The sequence below is a fragment of the Galbibacter marinus genome (genome assembly GCF_000300875.1).
Lineage (GTDB): Bacteria > Bacteroidota > Bacteroidia > Flavobacteriales > Flavobacteriaceae > Galbibacter > Galbibacter marinus.
Genome location: NZ_AMSG01000026.1, coordinates 1 through 20001, shown reverse-complemented (window position 1 = coordinate 20001; position 20001 = coordinate 1). Strand labels below are relative to the sequence as shown.

The following is a 20001-nucleotide window of genomic DNA, read 5'->3' as shown; positions in this document are numbered from 1 at the left end:
GACATTTTCAACCCTTGTTTATTAGGTAAAATCACAACCATCCAACTTGTTGAATTTTCAAACAAAACAACTACATTTAATTAATATTCAGTTAGATACACTGCAAACACAAAAACTGTTGATAAAATGTTGAGAACATAAATTGGGTGCTATGGTTTTGTGCGTAAATTATTCTGACCTTTACATTATTCGTATTGAAATCAATTTTTTTATCCATTCAGTTATGACTATTACCCGCATTATTAAGAGGGATTTTACTCAAAAACCCTTCGAACTCAACAAAATAAGCAAGGCGATCCTCAAGGCCATGGAAGCCGTTGGACATGGGCAAGAAGAGGATGCGAATCGCATAGCCGAGAGTGTAAATCAGACCTTGTTAGACAGAGGTCAGCAACATCAAGATTATATCCCCACAGTGGAAGAAGTTCAAGATGTGGTGGAAGAAAGGTTAATGACTAGTGAATTTCACGATGTAGCCAAAGCATATATTTTATATAGAAACAAACAGGCACAAAGTAGAAAAAGTAACATTTTCGAAAAACGTGTGAATTTAAAACCTTATGAATACCCACAATTATACGAATACGTTCCGGCAATACGTCATTCCTATTGGATACATACAGAATTTAACTTCACTAGTGATATTCAAGATTACAAATCAAATTTAACTCCAGTTGAACAGAGTGTTATTAAAAACACCATGTTGGCCATCTCTCAAATAGAGGTCGCTGTAAAAACCTTCTGGGGTGATATATACCATAGAATGCCTAAACCAGAGATTGGTTCGGTAGGAGCTACTTTTGCAGAGAGTGAAGTTAGGCACCACGATGCTTATTCACACCTACTGGAGATCTTAGGTTTGAATAAGGAGTTTGAGGACTTAAAGAAAAAGCCTGTCATTATGAGAAGGGTGCAGTATTTAGAGTCCGCTCTTAAAAACTCAAAAAGTGAAGACACTCGGCAGTATACAGAGTCAATATTATTGTTCTCATTATTCATAGAGCACGTTTCTCTGTTCTCACAATTTCTAATCATTATGGCCTTTAACAAGCATAAAAACATGCTTAAAGGAATTTCAAATGTAGTAGAGGCCACCTCTAAAGAAGAGCAAATACACGGAGACTTTGGAATTGACATCATTAACATTATAAAAGAAGAACAACCAGAATGGTTTGACAAATCATACGAACTACTTATTCAGCAACTATGCGAAGACGCCTTCATTGCTGAGAGTAAAATTGTAGATTGGATATTTGAAGAAGGTGAACTCGATTTCCTACCTAAGAATGTAGTTAATGAGTTTATTAAAAATCGTTTCAACAAGTCCCTTGCAAGTATCGGCATCAAAGAAGTATTTGAAGTTGATGAAAAACTGTTAGCAGAAACGGAATGGTTTGACGACGAAATCATCGGCACAAAACACGGTGACTTCTTCGTAAAACGGTCTATCAATTATAGCAAAAGAACACAAAGTATAACCAGTGACGATTTATTTTAGTATATGGAAAAGAAAACACTCAATCATCAGCCCCAAACCGAAACTTTAGACAACAACGCACAACAATTGATCGACGCACGTAAAGGCTTTTTAGCTAGTACGGCAAAATCAAATGACGACGGTTTTAAGTGGCTGAATGAACACAGCCAACAGTTTTTGGCTTCCGGTTATTTAACCGAGGGTGTTACACCTAAAGCTAGGATACGAGAAATCGCTGAGCGCGCTGAACAAATTTTGAAAATTGATGGCTACGCCGATAAGTTTTACAATTATATGTCCGAAGGATTCTTTTCTTTGGCCTCTCCAGTGTGGTCAAATTTTGGAAAAGAAAGAGGGCTTCCAATAAGTTGTTTCGGATCACATATCGATGACGATATGGGGAACATCCTATACACCCAGTCTGAGGTAGGTATGATGTCCAAACTCGGCGGTGGAACATCTGGTTATTTCGGTAAAATTAGACACCGTGGGGCTCCTGTGAAAAATAATGGAGAAGCCTCTGGTGCTGTTCATATTATGCAATTATTTGAATCGATGGTAGATGTAGTAAGTCAAGGTTCGGTACGTAGAGGCCGTTTCTCACCTTATCTTCCAATCGATCACAAGGATATTAAAGAATTTCTTGAAATTGGAACTGAAGGGAACCCAATCCAGCAATTGACTCACGGGGTAACAGTCAGTAATAAGTGGATGCAAGAAATGATTGACGGAGATGTCGAAAAAAGAACGACTTGGGCTAAAGTACTACAAAGTCGTGGAGAAATGGGGTACCCATACATCTTTTTTTCAGACAACGCTAACAATGGTAGCGTAGACGCATATAAGGATAAAAACCACCGCATCTATGCAAGTAACCTTTGTACTGAAATCATGTTGCCTTCTAATGACAACTGGTCTTTTGTATGTGTACTCTCTAGTGTAAACGTATTACATTATGACAAATGGAAAGATACCGATGCTGTAGAGACCATGATTTATTTCTTGGACGCTGTAATCACGGAGTTTATTGAGAAATTAGATGTATACAAAGATTCCGAAGACAGAGAAGATCGTCAGACTTTTCTATTTATGGAAAGAGCTTATAATTTTGCTAAAGAAAACCGTGCATTAGGATTAGGAGTACTAGGGTGGCATTCACTTTTACAGTCTAGGATGTTGCCTTTTAATTCACAAAAAGCATTTGATCTAAACCACGAAATCTTTAAAACTATACAAGATCGTTCCTATAAAGCATCTAAAGAACTTGCCGAGAAGTTTGGAGAACCAGCAGTATTAAAAGGATACGGAAGACGCAATGCTACACTCAATGCCATTGCTCCAACTACCTCATCAGCTTTTATTCTAGGGCAAGTTTCTCAAGGAATTGAACCGATTTGGTCTAATATCTATGTAAAAGATATTGCAAAGATCAAAACCACGATTAAAAATCCGTTCTTAGAAGAATTATTAGAAGCAAAAGGACAAAATACCTTGGAAGTCTGGAGAAGCATTAGAGATATGGACGGTTCTGTGCAACATTTAGAATTCCTAACAGACTTAGAGAAAGAAGTATTTAAAACCTATTCTGAGATTGATCAATTGGATATTATATACCAAGCAGCTGGACGTCAACCATTCATCGACCAAGGACAGTCCGTGAATATTATTGTACACCCAGAGATGCCGGTTAAACAAATCAACAACATTCATGTTACTGCCTGGAAACTAGGGTTAAAATCCTTGTACTATCAACACAGTATGAATGCTGCTCAGAAATTTAAACAGAAAAAAGAATGTGCAAGCTGTGAAGCATAAACAGCCCTTAAAATTAAAGCCACTTAATTGGTAAATCTGTTTTCATAAATATTAAAAATTGTTATGGAGCCTTTAGTATTCAAACCACTAAAGGCTCTATTTTTACCCCCTTTATAAAGAATTAAATATCTTTGAGTGTATTACATGTATTTAAATGACGCTACCACAATTATTTAAAAACGTTTGGCCATTTGTCAAACCATACGGTTGGCTGGTCTTCGCAGCACTTTTTCTTACGCTTATTGGCTCCTTTACAGCGCAGGTCAATGCACTAACCCTTAAGTATACCGTTGACAAAGTGAACGCCTTACTACAAGAGGGAGCTGGCTTAAAAGAAGGATTGGATATCTTAATTATCATATCGGTCATACTTCTTAGTAAAGAACTCATAAATGTCTTTATCACCTTTGGCCAAAAATATTACGGGGAGAAATTACGCATCTATGTCTCTAGGGACCTAGCCCAAACCATCGTGGATAAAATCCTAACCTACCGCATGTCATTCTACACCTCGACCACCAATGAATCGGGTAAATTGCAAACCAGAATCGATCGTGGAATAGGAAGTTTAACACAGCTGGTGCAAAACTTTTTCATAAATATCCTACCACTATTTGCCAATTCTTTTATCGCATTAGTTCTGATGTTTAATGCAAACTTCTGGGTTGGTTTAGTGGGGATTTGTATTGTACCCATTTATATATTTATCACCATAAAACAAGCCAGAACTCTTAGTGGATGGCGAAGAAACATGCGTGAATTTAGGGAGCGAAAAAGCCAGGGAATTGTCAATATCATCCAGTCCATAACCGTAATAAAGTCCTTTAATCGAGAGACTATTGAATCCGACAAACAAAATACGATTCAAATTGAGATGACAGACAACCAACTCAAAACCCAGCGAACAGGATTTCTCTTTAATGGTATTAAAACATTTGTGGAACAAATAGGAACGGTGATCATTATTATCCTGACTGCCTATTTAGTATTACAAGGCTATATGAGCATTGGAATGATCATGTTCCACATTCTGCTATTTAATAATGTTACAGCCCCAATCGGACAACTTCATCGCATATTTGACCAGATGAACGATGCAATGATATACTCGGAAAGTTATTTTGAGATCTTAAATTCAGAAGACGAAGTGGAGCGTTCAGGGAAATATGCCCCAGAATCCATCGCAGGAAAATTTGAGATTAAAAATGTAGACTTCACATACCCCAACGGAACAAAGGCTCTAAAAGGAATCAACATTACGATTCAACCCAATAAAATAACTGCCCTTGTAGGTCTTAGTGGAGCAGGAAAAAGTACTGTAATCAATTTGTTAGATAAATTTTACCAACCCACAAGTGGCGAAATTTACCTAGATGATATCCCCTTAAAGGATTACGACACTCAATTTATTAGAAATAATATCGGTTTAGTACTTCAAAAGAACCATATATTCAGTGGATCCATAGCCGATAACATTCGTTATGGCAATCCCAATGCAACCATGAAACAAGTGGAACACGCGGCAAAACAAGCCTATATTCACCAGCAAATCCTAGAGCTTCCTGAACAATTCGAAAGCAACGCGCTGCTACTCTCTGGCGGACAACAACAGCGAATCGCTATTGCGAGAATGTTTCTCAAAGACCCTCCTATTATCTTTCTTGATGAACCAACCGCAAGTTTAGACGCCATTGCCACGGAACAAATTAAAAACAGCTTAGATGCCATAAAAAAGGATCGTACCGTTATTATCATCTCACATAGTATTTCTCAAATTATAGATGCAGATAGCATCTATGTCATGGAAAAGGGAAGCGTCGTGGAATCTGGAACGCACCAAGAGATCTACGCCAATGAGAGCGTTTACAGAAATATCTTTGATGCCATGGCTCGGAGTTTAAATATCGAAAAAATAGCCAAGACTTTCGACGATGGAGAAGAACACTACTAACCATCTGTAACACTAAAAATCGGTAAAATACGGTAATACAGTGGAGGCTTAAAAAAGAAAAATTTCCCGTTCTGTGGAATGCTGAACGGGAAATTATTATCTGCTAGACTAAACTAGCTAACCAACCTAAATCGTATCTATGTCCTATAGTTTAACTTTAAACTCCAAGTAAGGTTAAAAGCCAAAGTAAGAGTTGTAATTTCAATTTTTTTATTCATACCAAAAGGTTAGATTTGTACTGATAGCTATCTTTTATAAGAATCAGCTTTCGCCTTACACCTATGGATTTGATTTCTGTCCGCAAAGTATAACTTATATTTAGATAGTTATTAAAAGTAAGGGTTTACATTCAGGATACATATGCCTTACTTTTGGGATACATATTGTATATTGCAACAAGCATTTAAAGGGGTTTTAGGTGAAAAACATGTTACATATACCATACAAAGGAGCAAACAAAAAGGTATTAGGTGTGAATTTCTTATTTATCAAGTTTGTAATCTTTTTCTTTCTTTCACTACATCTAACAATTGCTCAACAATATGATTTACGGTTTAAGTCGATCGATCACAAAGAGGGTCTTTCCTCAAAGCGAATCTCGGCCGTGCTTCAAGACTCAAATGGAATACTATGGATGGGTAACAGAATAGCAGTAGATCGCTATGATGGTGATCAAACCATGTCCTTTACGCTATCGAGAAATTCTAGTATTAATCAATTGGCTGAAGATGCTCATAAAAATATATGGGCAGCAACCTATACGGGCTTATATGTTTTAATTAAAGGAGAAACAGAATTTAAAAAAGTTCAACACCCAGATAAAGAAATTCAAAGAATACTCGATCAAAATATGATTAGTATTGCGCTGCTAGATAACAATTTAGCGTATCTGAGTACCAATTCAGGTAGCTTGGTGAAGCTCAATTATGACCATAATGGCTCCATTATCGACCAAAGTTTTCAGGTGATCAACTTACATAAGAACTATACTATTACCAGCATATTTATAAGCCCAGATGGAAGTTTACTCCTAGGTACTTCACATGGAATAGTACAAAGACTTATCAAAGACCAGATCACAGAAGTTTTCCTAGACAAACATAATACCTCAAGAATCAATGATCTTGCATTAGATCAAGATGGATACCTTTGGGTAGCAACCGACGGAAATGGTCTTTTTAAGATAAACACCAAGGACAAAAAATTAAAGCACTACACTAAAAACACTATTTCAGGCGAATCAATTAATAACAATATTGTCCTTAGCCTACTAAGTGATAAACAACGACTGTGGATCGGCACCGATGGCGGAGGTTTAAATCTCCTTGACAAAACCACTGAGGAATTTCACTATTACACCCAGAATTATTATAACCCACAAAACATTTCTGACAACTCCATTTTAGCCATTGAAAAAGGTCACAACAACAATATTTTACTAGCAACCGTTCATGGCGGTTTATCCATAGTTAAAAATAGTTTTGTAGTTAAAAATGTCCCAGCACTTAAAGTGGGGTTTTCAAATAAGGACCAACAAGGATCCACTATATTGGAGGATAGTTTTGGACACATTTGGCTCTCCGCGGGAAGAAATGGATTGGTTCGTTACTCTCCAGAGAATCAGAGTACATCCTTTTATATGGACAATCCAAAAAACAATGAAGATCTCAGCGGAAGTATTGTTATGTCGCTTTTGGAGGATAATAACAAAAGGCTTTGGATTGCTACCTTACGAGGAGGAGTCAGTGTTTTAGATATCAAAACAAATAAATTCCTTCCCTTAAAAGTGTCAGGCAAATTAAGAGGGACAAATGCTTTGGAGTTGGATAAATACGGGAATGTATGGATAGGACATAGGACTGGGATAACGGTGTTAGACACGGAATTTAATATCATTCATCGCCTGTTTCCTAATGACCATATAACCTCATCTTCGAATCTTGTAAATGCTATTTTTAAAGACGTTAAGAATGATATGTGGATCGGAACTGCAAATGGACTATTTCGCTATGAGGAACAAGGAGACTCCTTTTATAAACAAAGTTTCTTTCACAGTAAAAATGATAGCACCTCATTAAGTAGTAATAACATACGCTCTCTTGGGCAAGCCAGTGATTTGTCCATCTTAGCGGGGACCTATGGTTATGGGCTCAATAAATACCATCGCTCTACCAATACCTTTGAAAAATATGAAGATCAATCAAGCATCAAAGGAAAGATTATTGAAGGCATTCTAAAGGACAACTTCGACAATATCTGGCTAAGCACTAATATGGGATTAACCAAAATAGATACTCAGGGAAACATCACCAATTTCGGCGAAAATGAGGGAATACATTCTTTTAATGGAGGCCGTGCTCATTTAGCTAGAAACGGAGACATATACACCGCAGGACCCTATGGGCTTTCGTTTTTTTCACCAAATGAACTACAACCTACCACTTTAGAGTCTAGAATCACATTCACGTCCGTGAATGCAAAAAATGATAATGAAGAAACTCTTTTAAACTCTATTGAGCTCTCGAGTTATAAAAACAACCCTGATAAAACCGTAATACTCCAACCACAAACTACTTTTCTATCAGTCACTTACACTAGTTCAGATCCTATGGCATCAGAGGAATCAAGGTATTCCTATTCTATTGATCAATTGAAAGATTCCTGGAATGAAGTAGGGAATCTCCGCACCTTGTCTTTCACCAATTTAAACCCAGGGAACTACACTTTGAAGGTAAGAGCTGTGGATCAAAGCGGGAATCCTAGTAAATACATCTCTAACCTGCAGATAAAAGTGCTTCCAACACTCTGGCAGACATTTTGGTTCCGCATGGCTATCTTTCTTCTTATTATAGTAATTATAAGCATACTCTACCGCTGGAGGATTTCGTTTTTAAAACAAAGTGAACTAAAGTTAAAACACCTTCTAGAGAATAAGACAGAAGAGGTGAAAACACAACATAATAAAATCATTGAAAATAAAATGAAAATCCTAAAAATTGAACAGGAACACCACAATTTGCAACAAAAGCAATTGCTAGCCGAACTCAATTTTAAAAACGAAGAATTAACAAATAACACCCTTAGGTCAGTACATAAAAATGACCTGCTAAACACCATAAAAGAAAAATTAAAAAAGGAGCTCAAGCAAAAAGAAATCAACAAAAAGAACATCTCCACCTTAATTGACCACATTAACGATAGTTTTATGTTCGATAAGGAATGGGATCACTTCTACTCTCTTTTTAATGAAATCCACCCCAGCTTTATCAATAACTTAAAAGAAAATTACCCAAACTTAAGTGAGCGGGACATTAAATTATGCGCCTTAATTCTTATGAAATTTACCTCAAAAGACATGGCTACCTTATTTGGGATTTCGCTGAGTTCCGTAAAGATTGCTAGGCACCGATTAAAGAAAAAGCTCAATTTAGAGTCTCATGAAAAAGTACTAGATAAACTCTTGGAAATTTCGAAAGCAACTACCATTTAGCCATGTAAGAGAATTAGAGCAGAAGGGAAAAGAATAAAAAAATATTACAAACAATAATCACTTAGAAATTAAGCTCCTTTTTGTGCTACTGTTTGTAATATTTTTAAAGAAAATGCGATTGACTCGAAAGCCTTTTGTAGCCTATTGTGGCACCACTTCTGAATTTTCAACCTCGGTTACTGTAATAGTTTGAGGCCCAGCAGGGAATTTCCAGGTAAAAACATCCCCCTTGCGATGACCGTATAAAGCAAACCCCATTGGAGAAAGTATGGAAAAAAGATTTTGCTTTATATTACTATCCTTAGGATGGACAATCTTAAAAGTATTGCTCCATCCATTACCTAAATGAACCGTCACCCTTGAATTAAGACGCACGGCATCCTCAGGCATTTCTTCCTGGGTTAAAACTTGTGAATCCTTAAACTCTTCCAATAATTCCTTGACAGATTGCTTAAGAACATTATCATTAAAATAATTAGAATTCTTTACCAAATCTTTAAGAACTTCTAGTTCATTTTTCTCGATGATTAATTTTATTTTTTCCATGATCTTATAGTATAATGAAGATAATATCTTCTTTTTATTGTTTGTTTTAAAATCTTAAAATATAGTGTGTTGTATAAATTGATTGTCCAACCGCCTAACTTTTTTAAATTAAACAGCATCAGGTATCCAAGAAGAATCGGATGATCCCTCTAAAACCTATTACTTAACAACCGTACATAATGATGTAAGGTATCCCCAGCTAATTGACTTGTGAAAATGAATTAGCCTACAGAAATACCTTTAAATATTTTGAATTCAAAAAGAAAACAAAATACACTCAATCATTTAATAGCAAATGTTGTGCCCTATTTTAGCTCAGTCACGCAATTGATTATAATTTACTAAATATCAATATGTTAGTAAAATTTTAAAAACTTTTAAAATCACCTATTGGGAAATAATTCCCCACTACGGAAAATACGCCCCGATAAGGGATCAAAACGGGAATCTATAAATGGATTATTAAATACATTTTAGATCAAGTAGGTACATCAAATTTAAGCATATGTGGATTGTTGGAATTCTCAGCATATACATTTTCAAAAAGAACCCCTATTAGCTATTGGGGCTTAGCTAACAGAGGCATTATCTATGGGGCTACAAAATAATCTTATGGCTGAGTCTGATCAGGTTGATCCAACTCCCATCCTCCACCTAAGGCGCGGTATAGATGGATACGAGCTGTCAAAAGGTTAGTTTTGGTGGTAACCAAATTTAACTCCGTTTCTAAGGCCTCGCCCTGTGCTCTAATTACCTCTAGGTAATCTGCAAATCCAGATTGGAACAACATTCGCGAACTCTTTAGAGCATTCTGTGCTACGGATTGTTTTTTAATAGCAATATCCAATTGATCCTCTAGTCTTTGCAATGAAACCAAGGTATTTCTAACATCCGCAATAGCACTGTAGACATTGCGTTGAAAATCAATTTCTGCTTTATCTCGTTCAAGTTTGGCAACTTCAAATTCTGTAGTTAGTTTACGACCATTTAAAAGTGGTGCCGTAAGACTCCCTACTATACCCCCAAGCAACGACCCAGGAATATTAAACCAATTCTGTGGTAAGACAGATTCTAACCCACCCTCCATGGATATGGACAAATTAGGTAAACGCTGAGCTTGGGTTACCCCTACCCTAGCATTGGCCGCTGCTAATCCATAAAGTGACGCCTGAACATCAGGCCGGTTTTGCACCAAATATAAAGGCAATCTACACACCTCCTGATAAGGTAATTCATCCTTAGTTGTACTATTACCGCGTTCTACTTTCCCAGGTAATTCACCTACGAGTAAACGCAAGTTATTTTCTTGTATCTCTCGTGTTTCTTCCAACTGAGACATAAGCGCAGAGGCCTCTAATACCTGAATCTCTGATTGCTGAACCGCTAAGGCCGAAACTTCACCTGCGTTATAAAGAAGTTTAATCATTTGCATGGTACTATCTCTAAACTTATGGTTCTTACGCGCAACCTCAAACTGCTCATCCAAACGCAACAGAGTGTAATAGTCTTCAGCAACTGTGGCTACTAGTTCTGTTTGTATCACCTTACGCGCCACATAGGATTGCTGATACAATGCACGAGCACCTATTTTCTGATTTCTCAACTTACCCCAAATATCGATCTCCCAATTAAAAAGCATTGTACTACTAAAAGAAGAGTTACTCACAAATCCATTTTTTGGAGGATCAGTCCCCCTATGCTCATACCAACCAGCTTCAGGAGAGCTACTGCTATTCTCAGAACTCCACTCCCTTTCTATATTTAGAAGGTTTAGGTTTAGTGTTGGAAGAAAGGCAACTTTAGACTCTTTGTAATACTGATCATTTATGGCCATATCCTTATCAGCTAAACGCAATTCAAAGTTATTCTTAAAGGCACTTTTTATGAGTCGGCTTAAGGCAGAGTCCTTAAAGAGTTGTTCCCTTGGGATAAGTACACTATCAGGTACTTGAGCTATGGAGTCAGGAAGTTGAAAAACCTCTGGAAGCTCCATATCCTTTGTGGTATATTCTTTTTTGGCGCTACAGGCAACCAAAGAGATAATAAAAGTTATTACCGTGATGTATTTTAAACAAATTCGCATCGCCATTCTTATTTTTCTCTTTTAATATTAACTTTTAACTTTTCATCCAAAGATTGGAAGACAACAAACAACACTGGTATAATAAAAACGCCTAAAATTACTCCAGAGAGCATTCCACCCGCTGCTGCATAACTAATAGAATGGTTACCCACTGCCGATGGCCCCGAAGACCACATAAGTGGTATCATACCAGCTACAAAAGCTAAGGAGGTCATCAAAATAGGACGCAAGCGTAATCGAGCTCCGATGATTGCGGATTTCACTATACTCACGCCTCGCTGTCTTTGTTGCATTGAGTACTCCACAATTAATATCGCATTTTTAGCCAAAAGTCCAATAAGCATCAACAATCCAACTTGTACATAGATATTGTTTTCCAAACCGACCAAGTTAACTAGTCCATACACTCCAATAAGACCTACAGGAACAGATAACAATATTGAAAGCGGTAAGATATAACTTTCATACTGAGCCGTAAGAAGTAAGTATACGAAAAGGAAGCTAAGCAGGATGATAACAGCCGTTTGACCTGATGATAATTTCTCTTCCCTACTCAGGCCTGTCCAGTCCGTTTTGTAGTTACCCGGTAGCTTTTCTCGGGTTACCTCTTCAATGGCATCCATAACTTCTCCTGTACTATATCCACTAGCGGGTATAGCACTAACCTCCACACTGTTGTACATATTGTGTCGGGTGGTAATTTCTGCACCGAAGCTTCGACGAAGTTTTACCAGTGTTGAAACCGGCACCATATTACCGTCATTACTACGCGCATATATATCATCAAGTGAGGATGGAGATGCTGTAAGGTTAGGCTCCCCTTGAACATAAACAAAGTTCAGACGGTTAAAAAGATTAAACTCACTTGTTCTAACACGAGAGTAATAACGCCTCACATTGTTTAGCATGTCATAAATACCCACACCCATCACCTTTGCTTTTTCTCTATCCACCTGGATCTCAATTTGAGGGAAATTGGCATCGAAAGTGGTAGTCGCTTGTAATATTTCAGGACGCGCATTCAAATCCGCTAAAAATTGTTGTGACACCTTCCCAAGAGCTTGAAAATCTTCTCCAATGACATCTTCAACCACGAATCGAACCCCATTTTGATCTCCAAAACCTTGCACAGTAGGACGTGTATATACAGAAACCTCTGCATCTTTAATGCCAGATAAATCCGCTCTTAGGGTGTCGATAAATTGATTAATATCCTTGATTCCTTTTCGCTGATTATGAGGGTACATATTAATATATCCCATCGCATATGAGGAACTCGTAGTATTATCAATTGCATTAAAACCCGAAGATGTAGAAATGGTTTTAATTTCCTCACGATCCTTAAACTCAGCAATTGCTTTTTCAAGTAAGTTATTGGTTCTTGCCAAAGAGGACCCTGGAGGGAGTTTCAAAGAGAATATTATAAACCCGTTATCTTCATCAGGAATAAATGAAGTAGGCGTGTATTGCATGGCTAAAAAACCAAAAAGTGACACCACTACCAATCCTCCCAAAGCTAATTTTCTTCTTCTTATCAACTCAATGATAGATTTAATATACCGATGAGACATCTTATCATAGGCGGTATTAAAATTCACGAAAAAGATTTTCAAAAGTGACTTTGCTTTTTCTCTTTTTCCTTTTGGCTTTTTAGGCGCTATTTCTTGCCCGTGGGTAATTTTATCATCCTCTTTATGTGGATTTTTAAGAATCAGTGAGCAAAGTGCTGGTGATAATGTCAAAGCGTTAATTGCGGATATCAAAATCGCTATAGCCAAGGTATAGGCAAACTGTTTATAAAAAATACCTGATGGTCCTTGCATAAATCCAATAGGCAAGAACACCGCGGTCATCACCAACGTTATCGAAACAATAGCTGGAGCAATTTCTCCCATGGTACTTACAGAGGCCTGGTAGGGGTTTTCTTTTCCCCGTCCCATTTTCTCGTGAATGGCCTCTACAACAACGATTGCATCATCCACGACAATACCAATGGACAGCACCAAGGCAAACATGGTCAAAACGTTTATGGAGAAGCCTAATAAGTAGATAACAAAAAAGGTCCCGATTAAGGCAACAGGAATCGTAATTGCAGGAATAATAGAAGTTCGCAAGTCCTGTAGAAAGATGAATATAATAATAAACACCAGGATAAAGGCTTCTATTAAAGTATGCACCACCTGTTTGATGGAATTATCAACTTGATCCTTTACACTATAAGAAATATTGTATTTCATTCCCTCTGGGAAGCTCTCAAAAAGCTCCTCCATGGTTTGTCGGATTGCAATATCAATATCTCGCGCATTGGCACCACTATTTTGGGTGATATCCATGGTCAGCCCTGGCTTTCCATCAACGGTGTTCATCGCATTGGTATTGGTGGCTTCGAGTCCAACCCGTGCCACATCTTTTAAGCGAAGTATCGCACCTTCTTCAGTGGTTTTTAAAATAATATTTTCAAATTCCTCTTTAGAGGTAAAACGTCCTGCATATTTAATGGTAAGCTGAAACTCCTGATCAGTGTTTTGACCGAACTGCCCTGGAGCAATCTCAAAGTTCTGATCATCGATAGCTTTATCAATATCACTAGGTACTAGCTCATAGGCCCTTAACTTATTGGGATCCAACCAAATTCGAACAGCATAGTTCCTTCCTCCAATTCGAGAAACGGTTGCCACCCCATCGATACGTTGAAGGGGACGAATGATATTAATATTGGTAAAAGACTGTAAAAAGGTCTCATCAAAAGACGGGTCATCACTAAAGATATTGATGGTCATTATGGATCCTGATTGTCGAGGCTTTACTGTAACTCCACTCTCAATCACCTCAACAGGTAAGTTAGTTGTAGCGTCAGAGACCCGGTTTTGCACCTTTACTGCTGCCTCATCAGGATCAATTCCCTGTTTAAAATAAACCGTAATTGAAGCACTCCCAGTGGAGGCCTTTGACCGCATATAATTCATACCTTCTACCCCATTAATGGTGGTTTCCAAAGGCATTAATACGCTACTGGTTACCGTTTCCGCGCTCGCTCCTGGATAAGAAGCCGAAATATTTACACTCGGAGGTGCAATATCTGGAAAACGGGTAATGGGTAACTCCACTAATCCAACAAATCCTAACACAAGGATGATTAGTGAAATTACTGTTGATAAAATAGGACGATCTATAAATTTTTTTAACATCGCTTTTTATATTTTACTTTAAAACCGCTCAATATAAATTTTAACACCTCAGCGTGACAAATACAATTGATTCAATTCAGGGCGCTTGAAAAATTTATAATTAAAGAGTGGCTAATCAGCTTGTTTTAGTTAATCCTGATGATTCATTGAATCAATCAGTTTGAGAGAATTATTCGTAGGAGCAACCAGTGTATCAGGGAGATATGGCAACGGTTTAATTTTCGTACTATCCGATACCTTTTCCATTCCTCCAACCAAAATTCGATCGCCCTTTCGCAATCCAGAAGATACAATATACTGGTTATTTGGAGCTTCTGATTCGATTTCAATTAGCTGCCGAACTGTGTAGCCTTCAGGGGTTAATTTTATTACAAACTTTTTTGCTTGTAATTCAAATGTTGCCTTTTGAGGAATTAAAATCCGTCCCTTTTTAAGATCGTGTCTAACTAATGTAACGGTATTTCCTGAACGCAACACAGCGTTTTCATTAGGAAAAGTTGCCCGTATAGTTACGGTACCCGTTTTTCTATTGACTTGCCCAGAAGTAGCATCGATAAATCCATCTTCCGAATACTCTGTACCATCAGGTAATATTAAGGAAACCCTTTGGCCAATTTCTTTACGTTTTTCTTTGGAAACTGTATCCCTTACAGTCGGATCAGTTTTTCTAAGTTTGGAGAAATCAGATTCGTTAACTGAAAAATAGACGTATATTTCTTGTACACCAGTAAGCACGGTAATTGGCTCATCATCACTTGGTTTTACTAGGTTTCCAAGTCTTTTTTTAATCCGACCAATATACCCACTAACAGGGGCTGTAATGGTGGTATAACCCAATATGATCTTTGCATTACTTACCGCAGCTGAAGCTTGTTTTAAATTCGCTTCTGCTACTTTATAATTTGATTGCTCTTTCTGAAGTCTAACTGGTGCCATTACTTCATTTTCCACCAAAGGCCTTAATCGGTCTACCTCAGTTTGTGCATTGATAAGGTTTGCTTGTTCAACATTTTCCTCAGCTAAAGCACTGTTGAGATCTTCTTGATATTGAGAAGGATCAATTTTAAATAGTTTATCCCCTTTCTCTACGTGATCACCCTCATCTACATATGCCTGTTGAAGAACCCCTTCCACTTGTGGACGAATTTCAACATCATATTTACCTTCTACCGTCCCTAAAAAATCATTATCAAGGATAACTGTGGTTGTATCTACTTCAAAAACAGGAAGAGCGAGTTCATTCATGTTTTTATCATCCTTTTTGGATGAACAACTAATCAATACGAGTAGTACAGTTGATAAAACACCAAGGCTTATTACATTACCTTGCGAAAATTTTTTCATTCAATTAAAACTTTAATCATTAATAATATTTAATAATTTAATTTAGGTTGTATAGAGTATCTTAAATCACTTAAAAAAATGTTAATATGCAACAAAATGAAAGTTGACGTATTTTCATTTTCACAACATACCTACGTAAAAATCTTTTAATTGGACTTTTACAGACTTAAAAAAGTAAAATATTAACCTTTTATTTAGAAATTACTTCCGTTTTTAGATAGCCGCCGCCGTTAATAAGACTATCACAGTTTGTAGCACCTAGTTTGATACAAATAACAAACACTTACAATTGATCCAATCGCTCTATGGCCTCCACCATATCTATTTTAGAATCTAAAACACCAGAGAATAGGTCACCTTTGGATTTTATACGATCTGGAACCGTGTGAATATTAAAATCAGTAAGTTTCAACCCCATTTTAACCTCCTCCCATAAAAGAGGTGTTGATACAGGAGCTTTAGTCCGAGGTCTTACGCAGTACGGCGCAGCTAAAGTTTGACCTCTTTTATTCTGCATAAAATCCAGATAGATTTTCTTTCCTCTTTTTTTTATAGAACGTTCTAAAGAGGTTAATTTAGGAAGCTTTTCTTGTACATAAAGACAGATAAGTTTTGTAAAATTCCTTGCCTGCTCATAGTTGTAGGATCCTGCGAGTGGAAGGTAAATGTGAAGTCCTCTAGAGCCAGATGTTTTACAATAGCCTTCTATTTTTATGGCCTCGAGGATTTCTCTGACCACTTGTGCTGTTTCAATAACTTGGTCAAAGGTGTTTTTATCAGAAGGGTCCAGGTCAATGACTGTGTAATCAGGATTATCTATATTTTTAACTCTAGAATTCCATGGATTTAGTTCAATACACCCTAAATTTGCCATATACAACAAGGTAGCCTCATTTTGACAAAGCAAGTATTTGATTTCTCGTTCCCCTGATTTGGAGTAAATTTCGAAAGTTTCAATCCAACTTGGCAGATGTTCATTGTCCTTTTGAAAAAAACTATCCATATCAATGCCATTGGGATGTCTGTGCAAGCTCTCTGGCCTATCCACCAAATATGGGAGTATGGTCTCAGAGACTTTGATATAATAATCGATCAAATCATATTTGGTTAACCCACTTTCTGGCCAATATACTTTATCAATATTTGAGATTGGAACGTGTATCCCATCAACCAACAAAGAAGATTCAGAAGCTTTAGTGTCGCTCGTTGAGAGCGTCTCAAGGGTATTATCTTGGGTTTTCCCTTGCGAAATCTCCACAAGAGTTTTATCCTCTCTTAGCCCTTTATAAACAGCATGTCTTAATATGCCCTTATCAGTCCATCCGCTATATTTTACTTCGCAAATCAGCTCAGGGGTAACCCAATTTGCTTTTCTCCCCTTTAAGTTAATCTTTGAATCAAACGGACTTTGATCACTTTTAAAACCCTTTAGTTTATTTAATAAGTCTTTCTGAATTGCACTGCTAAATCCAGATCCACAATTTCCAACATAACTTAAGGCACCATCCCGGTAGGCCCCAAGAATCAGGGAGCCAAATATAGATCCTCCGCTAACTGAATCAGTATATCCACAAATTAAAAATTCTTCAGATTCAAATGCCTTTATTTTAAGCCAGTCCTCTGTCCGATATCCAGGAGTATAGGTACTACTGGATTTTTTAGCCATAACTCCTTCAAGACCAGCATCAATGGCTTTTTTATAAAATGCTGCACCCATTCCCTCCACATGGTCGCAGTATATAACATTATCAAGTCCCTCTAACACATCTGGCAATAAACTTTTTCGCTCTATAAGAGAAAGTTCCAATGTGCTATGACCGTTTAAAAACAACAAATCAAACACGAAATATTGTAATGTCCCCCTAGTGGTGGCTGGATCATAATGTTGTAGCTTTTGAAAATCAGGGATCCCATTTTCATCTACTACAACAATCTCTCCATCAAGAATAGCTGAGTGAGGAATCTCCTCGAGTTCCTTTCTAATTGTTTTGAATTTCGTGTTGTATAAGATCCCATTACGTGAATATAATGTGACTTTATTTTCAATAATAGAAGAAACCATCCTATACCCGTCATATTTTAATTCATATATCCAATTAGGATCATTAAAGATTTTCTTAGCTGAACTAGCTAGCATTGGTTTTATGAATTCCTTTGGAGTAATCTCTATGACCTGTTTTGTTTCCTTTTTTATTGTCTTGGGCTCCACGAAGGTTTCTGAATCATAAGTCAAGTTGGTGGCGTAGCGATCCTTCTTCTTTATAAGCAACCAATGGTTATCCTGGGCATTGCTCATCTTAACCAGAGAAAATTCGCCTTTCAATTTACTACCTGAAAGTGAAATTTTCATATTCCCATTTAAATGTTGATCAATGGCATCTCCATACTTTTTGGGTTCTAAAATTTTAAATGTACCATGATCCCATATATCCATAATCCCAGCTCCATAATTTCCTTTAGGAATGATCCCTTTAAAATAGAGATACTTCACTGGGTGATCTTCGGTATGGATAGCCAACCGCTTGTCTTTTGGATTCAGAGAGGGACCTTTAGGAATCGCCCAACTTTTAAGTACCCCTTGGATTTCTAGGCGTAAATCATAATGTAATTTTGTGGCTTGATGCCTTTGAACAACGAAGCGACCACCATTTTCATGATCAATCTCACCAATGGGTTCAGGTGTGGAGTCAAATTTTCTTTTTTCTATGTACTCCTCTAAACTCATCCCTATGAGGCTTTAGCTTTTTTCTTTTCAAGACTTGCCTTTAATTGAGCCATTAAGTCTTTGGCAGGTGTAGGTGTCGAATCTATTTTTTCTGGCTTAATTTTCTTCCCAGAAGATTTACTTTTTATAATCTTCATTAACTGATTATTATATACATCCTTATACTTCTCAGGTTTAAATTTAGTAGTATACTGCTCAATTAAAGACTCGGCCATACTAACCTCTTTTTTAGACACCTTAGTAGAAGGTAATTTTAGATCCCCTGGATTACGTATCTCTGCTGCAAAGCGGATTACGTGGAGCACTAGAGCATTTTTGTAGACTCCTATAAGGCTTAGATGTTCTTTTTGACGCATTACAAAAGTGGCAACCCCAAGTTTTCCCGTTTTCTTTAAAGCATTTTTTAAAAGATTATATGATTTTTTCCCTTCCTTTTGAGGTTCAAGAAAATACGGGTTTTTAAAAAGTACCTCAGCAACCTCATCTTCATTGACAAACTCTTCTATATCGATCGTTTTGCTCTTCTTCATATTAGCGTTATCGAAATCCTCATCCTCGAGCACAACGTACCCATTTTCTGTCTTAAAACCCTTGACAATGTCCTTCCAATCCACTTCCTTCCCAGTCTCCTCATTGATACGTTTATACCTAATCCGAGCATTATCATGCCTATCTAACATATCTAAATCGACTCTTCCATCCTCTGAGCCTGAATACATTTTTATAGGTATAGATACTAATCCGAAACTAATACTACCATTCCATATTGATCTCATATCCTTTGACTTTAAGAGTTAAAACTAAACCTACTCCCTATAAAGTTAGCCATTATAATGTTAAACAAAAACTAATTGTATACTAGTATTTAAGCCCTTATAGATATAAAAGAAATTTTTTGGTGGCTAATTATAATTTTATTTACCTAGTAAAATAGCATTGGAAACGAAAACCATAGTTATCTAGAATCATGAGTTTGAAATTGATTAACGAAAATGAATTGTTTTTATCAGTGATCTCGGCGGAATCAAGCGCCACTTAATTAATATTATTTTTAAATGAAATAAGAATAGATCAAATTGAATCCTTGGGGCAATTGCTGTCTGTATGATATATTTATCAAATAATATGAACATAAATGGGTAGGTTCTGGTTTATTTATATTTTGTACCACGACCATCCTCAATCCCCTTTCCGAGTAGTTTAAGTCACTCACTTTGAATTTGTTATAATTAAGTCTCTAGATTTTTTGTATATTTATAGGTAGTAGCCAAGTGGAACGTAAAATTAACACTTATGAATCTTTCCGATCTTAAAGAAAACTTCGCCGAGCAATTGGTAGCTATTATCAATAGTGGTATGAGAAGTAAAAAGTGTCTCCAACA

The 20001-nt window shown here is 36.9% G+C and carries 10 protein-coding genes; 4 read left to right on the top strand and 6 right to left on the bottom strand.

Features of this window, described 5'->3' with window-relative positions:
- Nucleotides 1–223 precede the first annotated feature (223 nt).
- The 4 genes from I215_RS13255 (at nt 224) to I215_RS13240 (ending at nt 8733) form a co-directional block, all read left to right on the top strand.
- A complete protein-coding gene (locus I215_RS13255) occupies nt 224–1498 on the top strand; it encodes a ribonucleotide-diphosphate reductase subunit beta (protein WP_008992494.1) in 1275 nt (424 codons plus the stop codon).
- Between the two features lie 3 nt (nt 1499–1501).
- Complete coding sequence (locus tag I215_RS13250; protein ID WP_008992493.1) at nt 1502–3292, top strand: ribonucleoside-diphosphate reductase subunit alpha; 1791 nt, start codon at nt 1502–1504, stop codon at nt 3290–3292.
- 154 nt (nt 3293–3446) lie between these two features.
- Nucleotides 3447–5243, top strand: coding sequence for an ABC transporter ATP-binding protein (locus I215_RS13245; protein ID WP_008992492.1), 1797 nt, complete (start codon nt 3447–3449; stop codon nt 5241–5243).
- Nucleotides 5244–5670: 427 nt separating this feature from the next.
- On the top strand, nt 5671–8733 hold the full coding sequence (locus I215_RS13240) for a ligand-binding sensor domain-containing protein (RefSeq protein WP_008992491.1): 3063 nt from the start codon (nt 5671–5673) through the stop codon (nt 8731–8733).
- Between the two features lie 141 nt (nt 8734–8874).
- On the opposite strand, the gene I215_RS13235 is transcribed toward I215_RS13240, so the two are convergent.
- The 6 genes from I215_RS13235 to ku all read right to left on the bottom strand — a co-directional run bounded on the left by I215_RS13235 (nt 8875) and on the right by ku (nt 19395).
- Nucleotides 8875–9279, bottom strand: coding sequence for a GreA/GreB family elongation factor (locus I215_RS13235; protein WP_008992490.1), 405 nt, complete (start codon nt 9277–9279; stop codon nt 8875–8877).
- Between the two features lie 610 nt (nt 9280–9889).
- Nucleotides 9890–11368 (bottom strand): TolC family protein, encoded by a 1479-nt coding sequence (locus tag I215_RS13230; protein WP_008992489.1) that lies wholly within the window; start codon nt 11366–11368, stop codon nt 9890–9892.
- Nucleotides 11369–11370: 2 nt separating this feature from the next.
- Nucleotides 11371–14550: an efflux RND transporter permease subunit gene (locus I215_RS13225; protein WP_008992488.1), complete on the bottom strand. Its 3180-nt coding sequence runs from the start codon at nt 14548–14550 to the stop codon at nt 11371–11373.
- Between the two features lie 129 nt (nt 14551–14679).
- Complete coding sequence (locus tag I215_RS13220) at nt 14680–15894, bottom strand: efflux RND transporter periplasmic adaptor subunit (RefSeq protein ID WP_008992487.1); 1215 nt, start codon at nt 15892–15894, stop codon at nt 14680–14682.
- Between the two features lie 283 nt (nt 15895–16177).
- On the bottom strand, nt 16178–18619 hold the full coding sequence (ligD, locus tag I215_RS13215) for a DNA ligase D (protein ID WP_008992486.1): 2442 nt from the start codon (nt 18617–18619) through the stop codon (nt 16178–16180).
- Between the two features lie 2 nt (nt 18620–18621).
- A complete protein-coding gene (ku, locus tag I215_RS13210; RefSeq protein ID WP_008992485.1) occupies nt 18622–19395 on the bottom strand; it encodes a non-homologous end joining protein Ku in 774 nt (257 codons plus the stop codon).
- Nucleotides 19396–20001 lie beyond the last annotated feature (606 nt).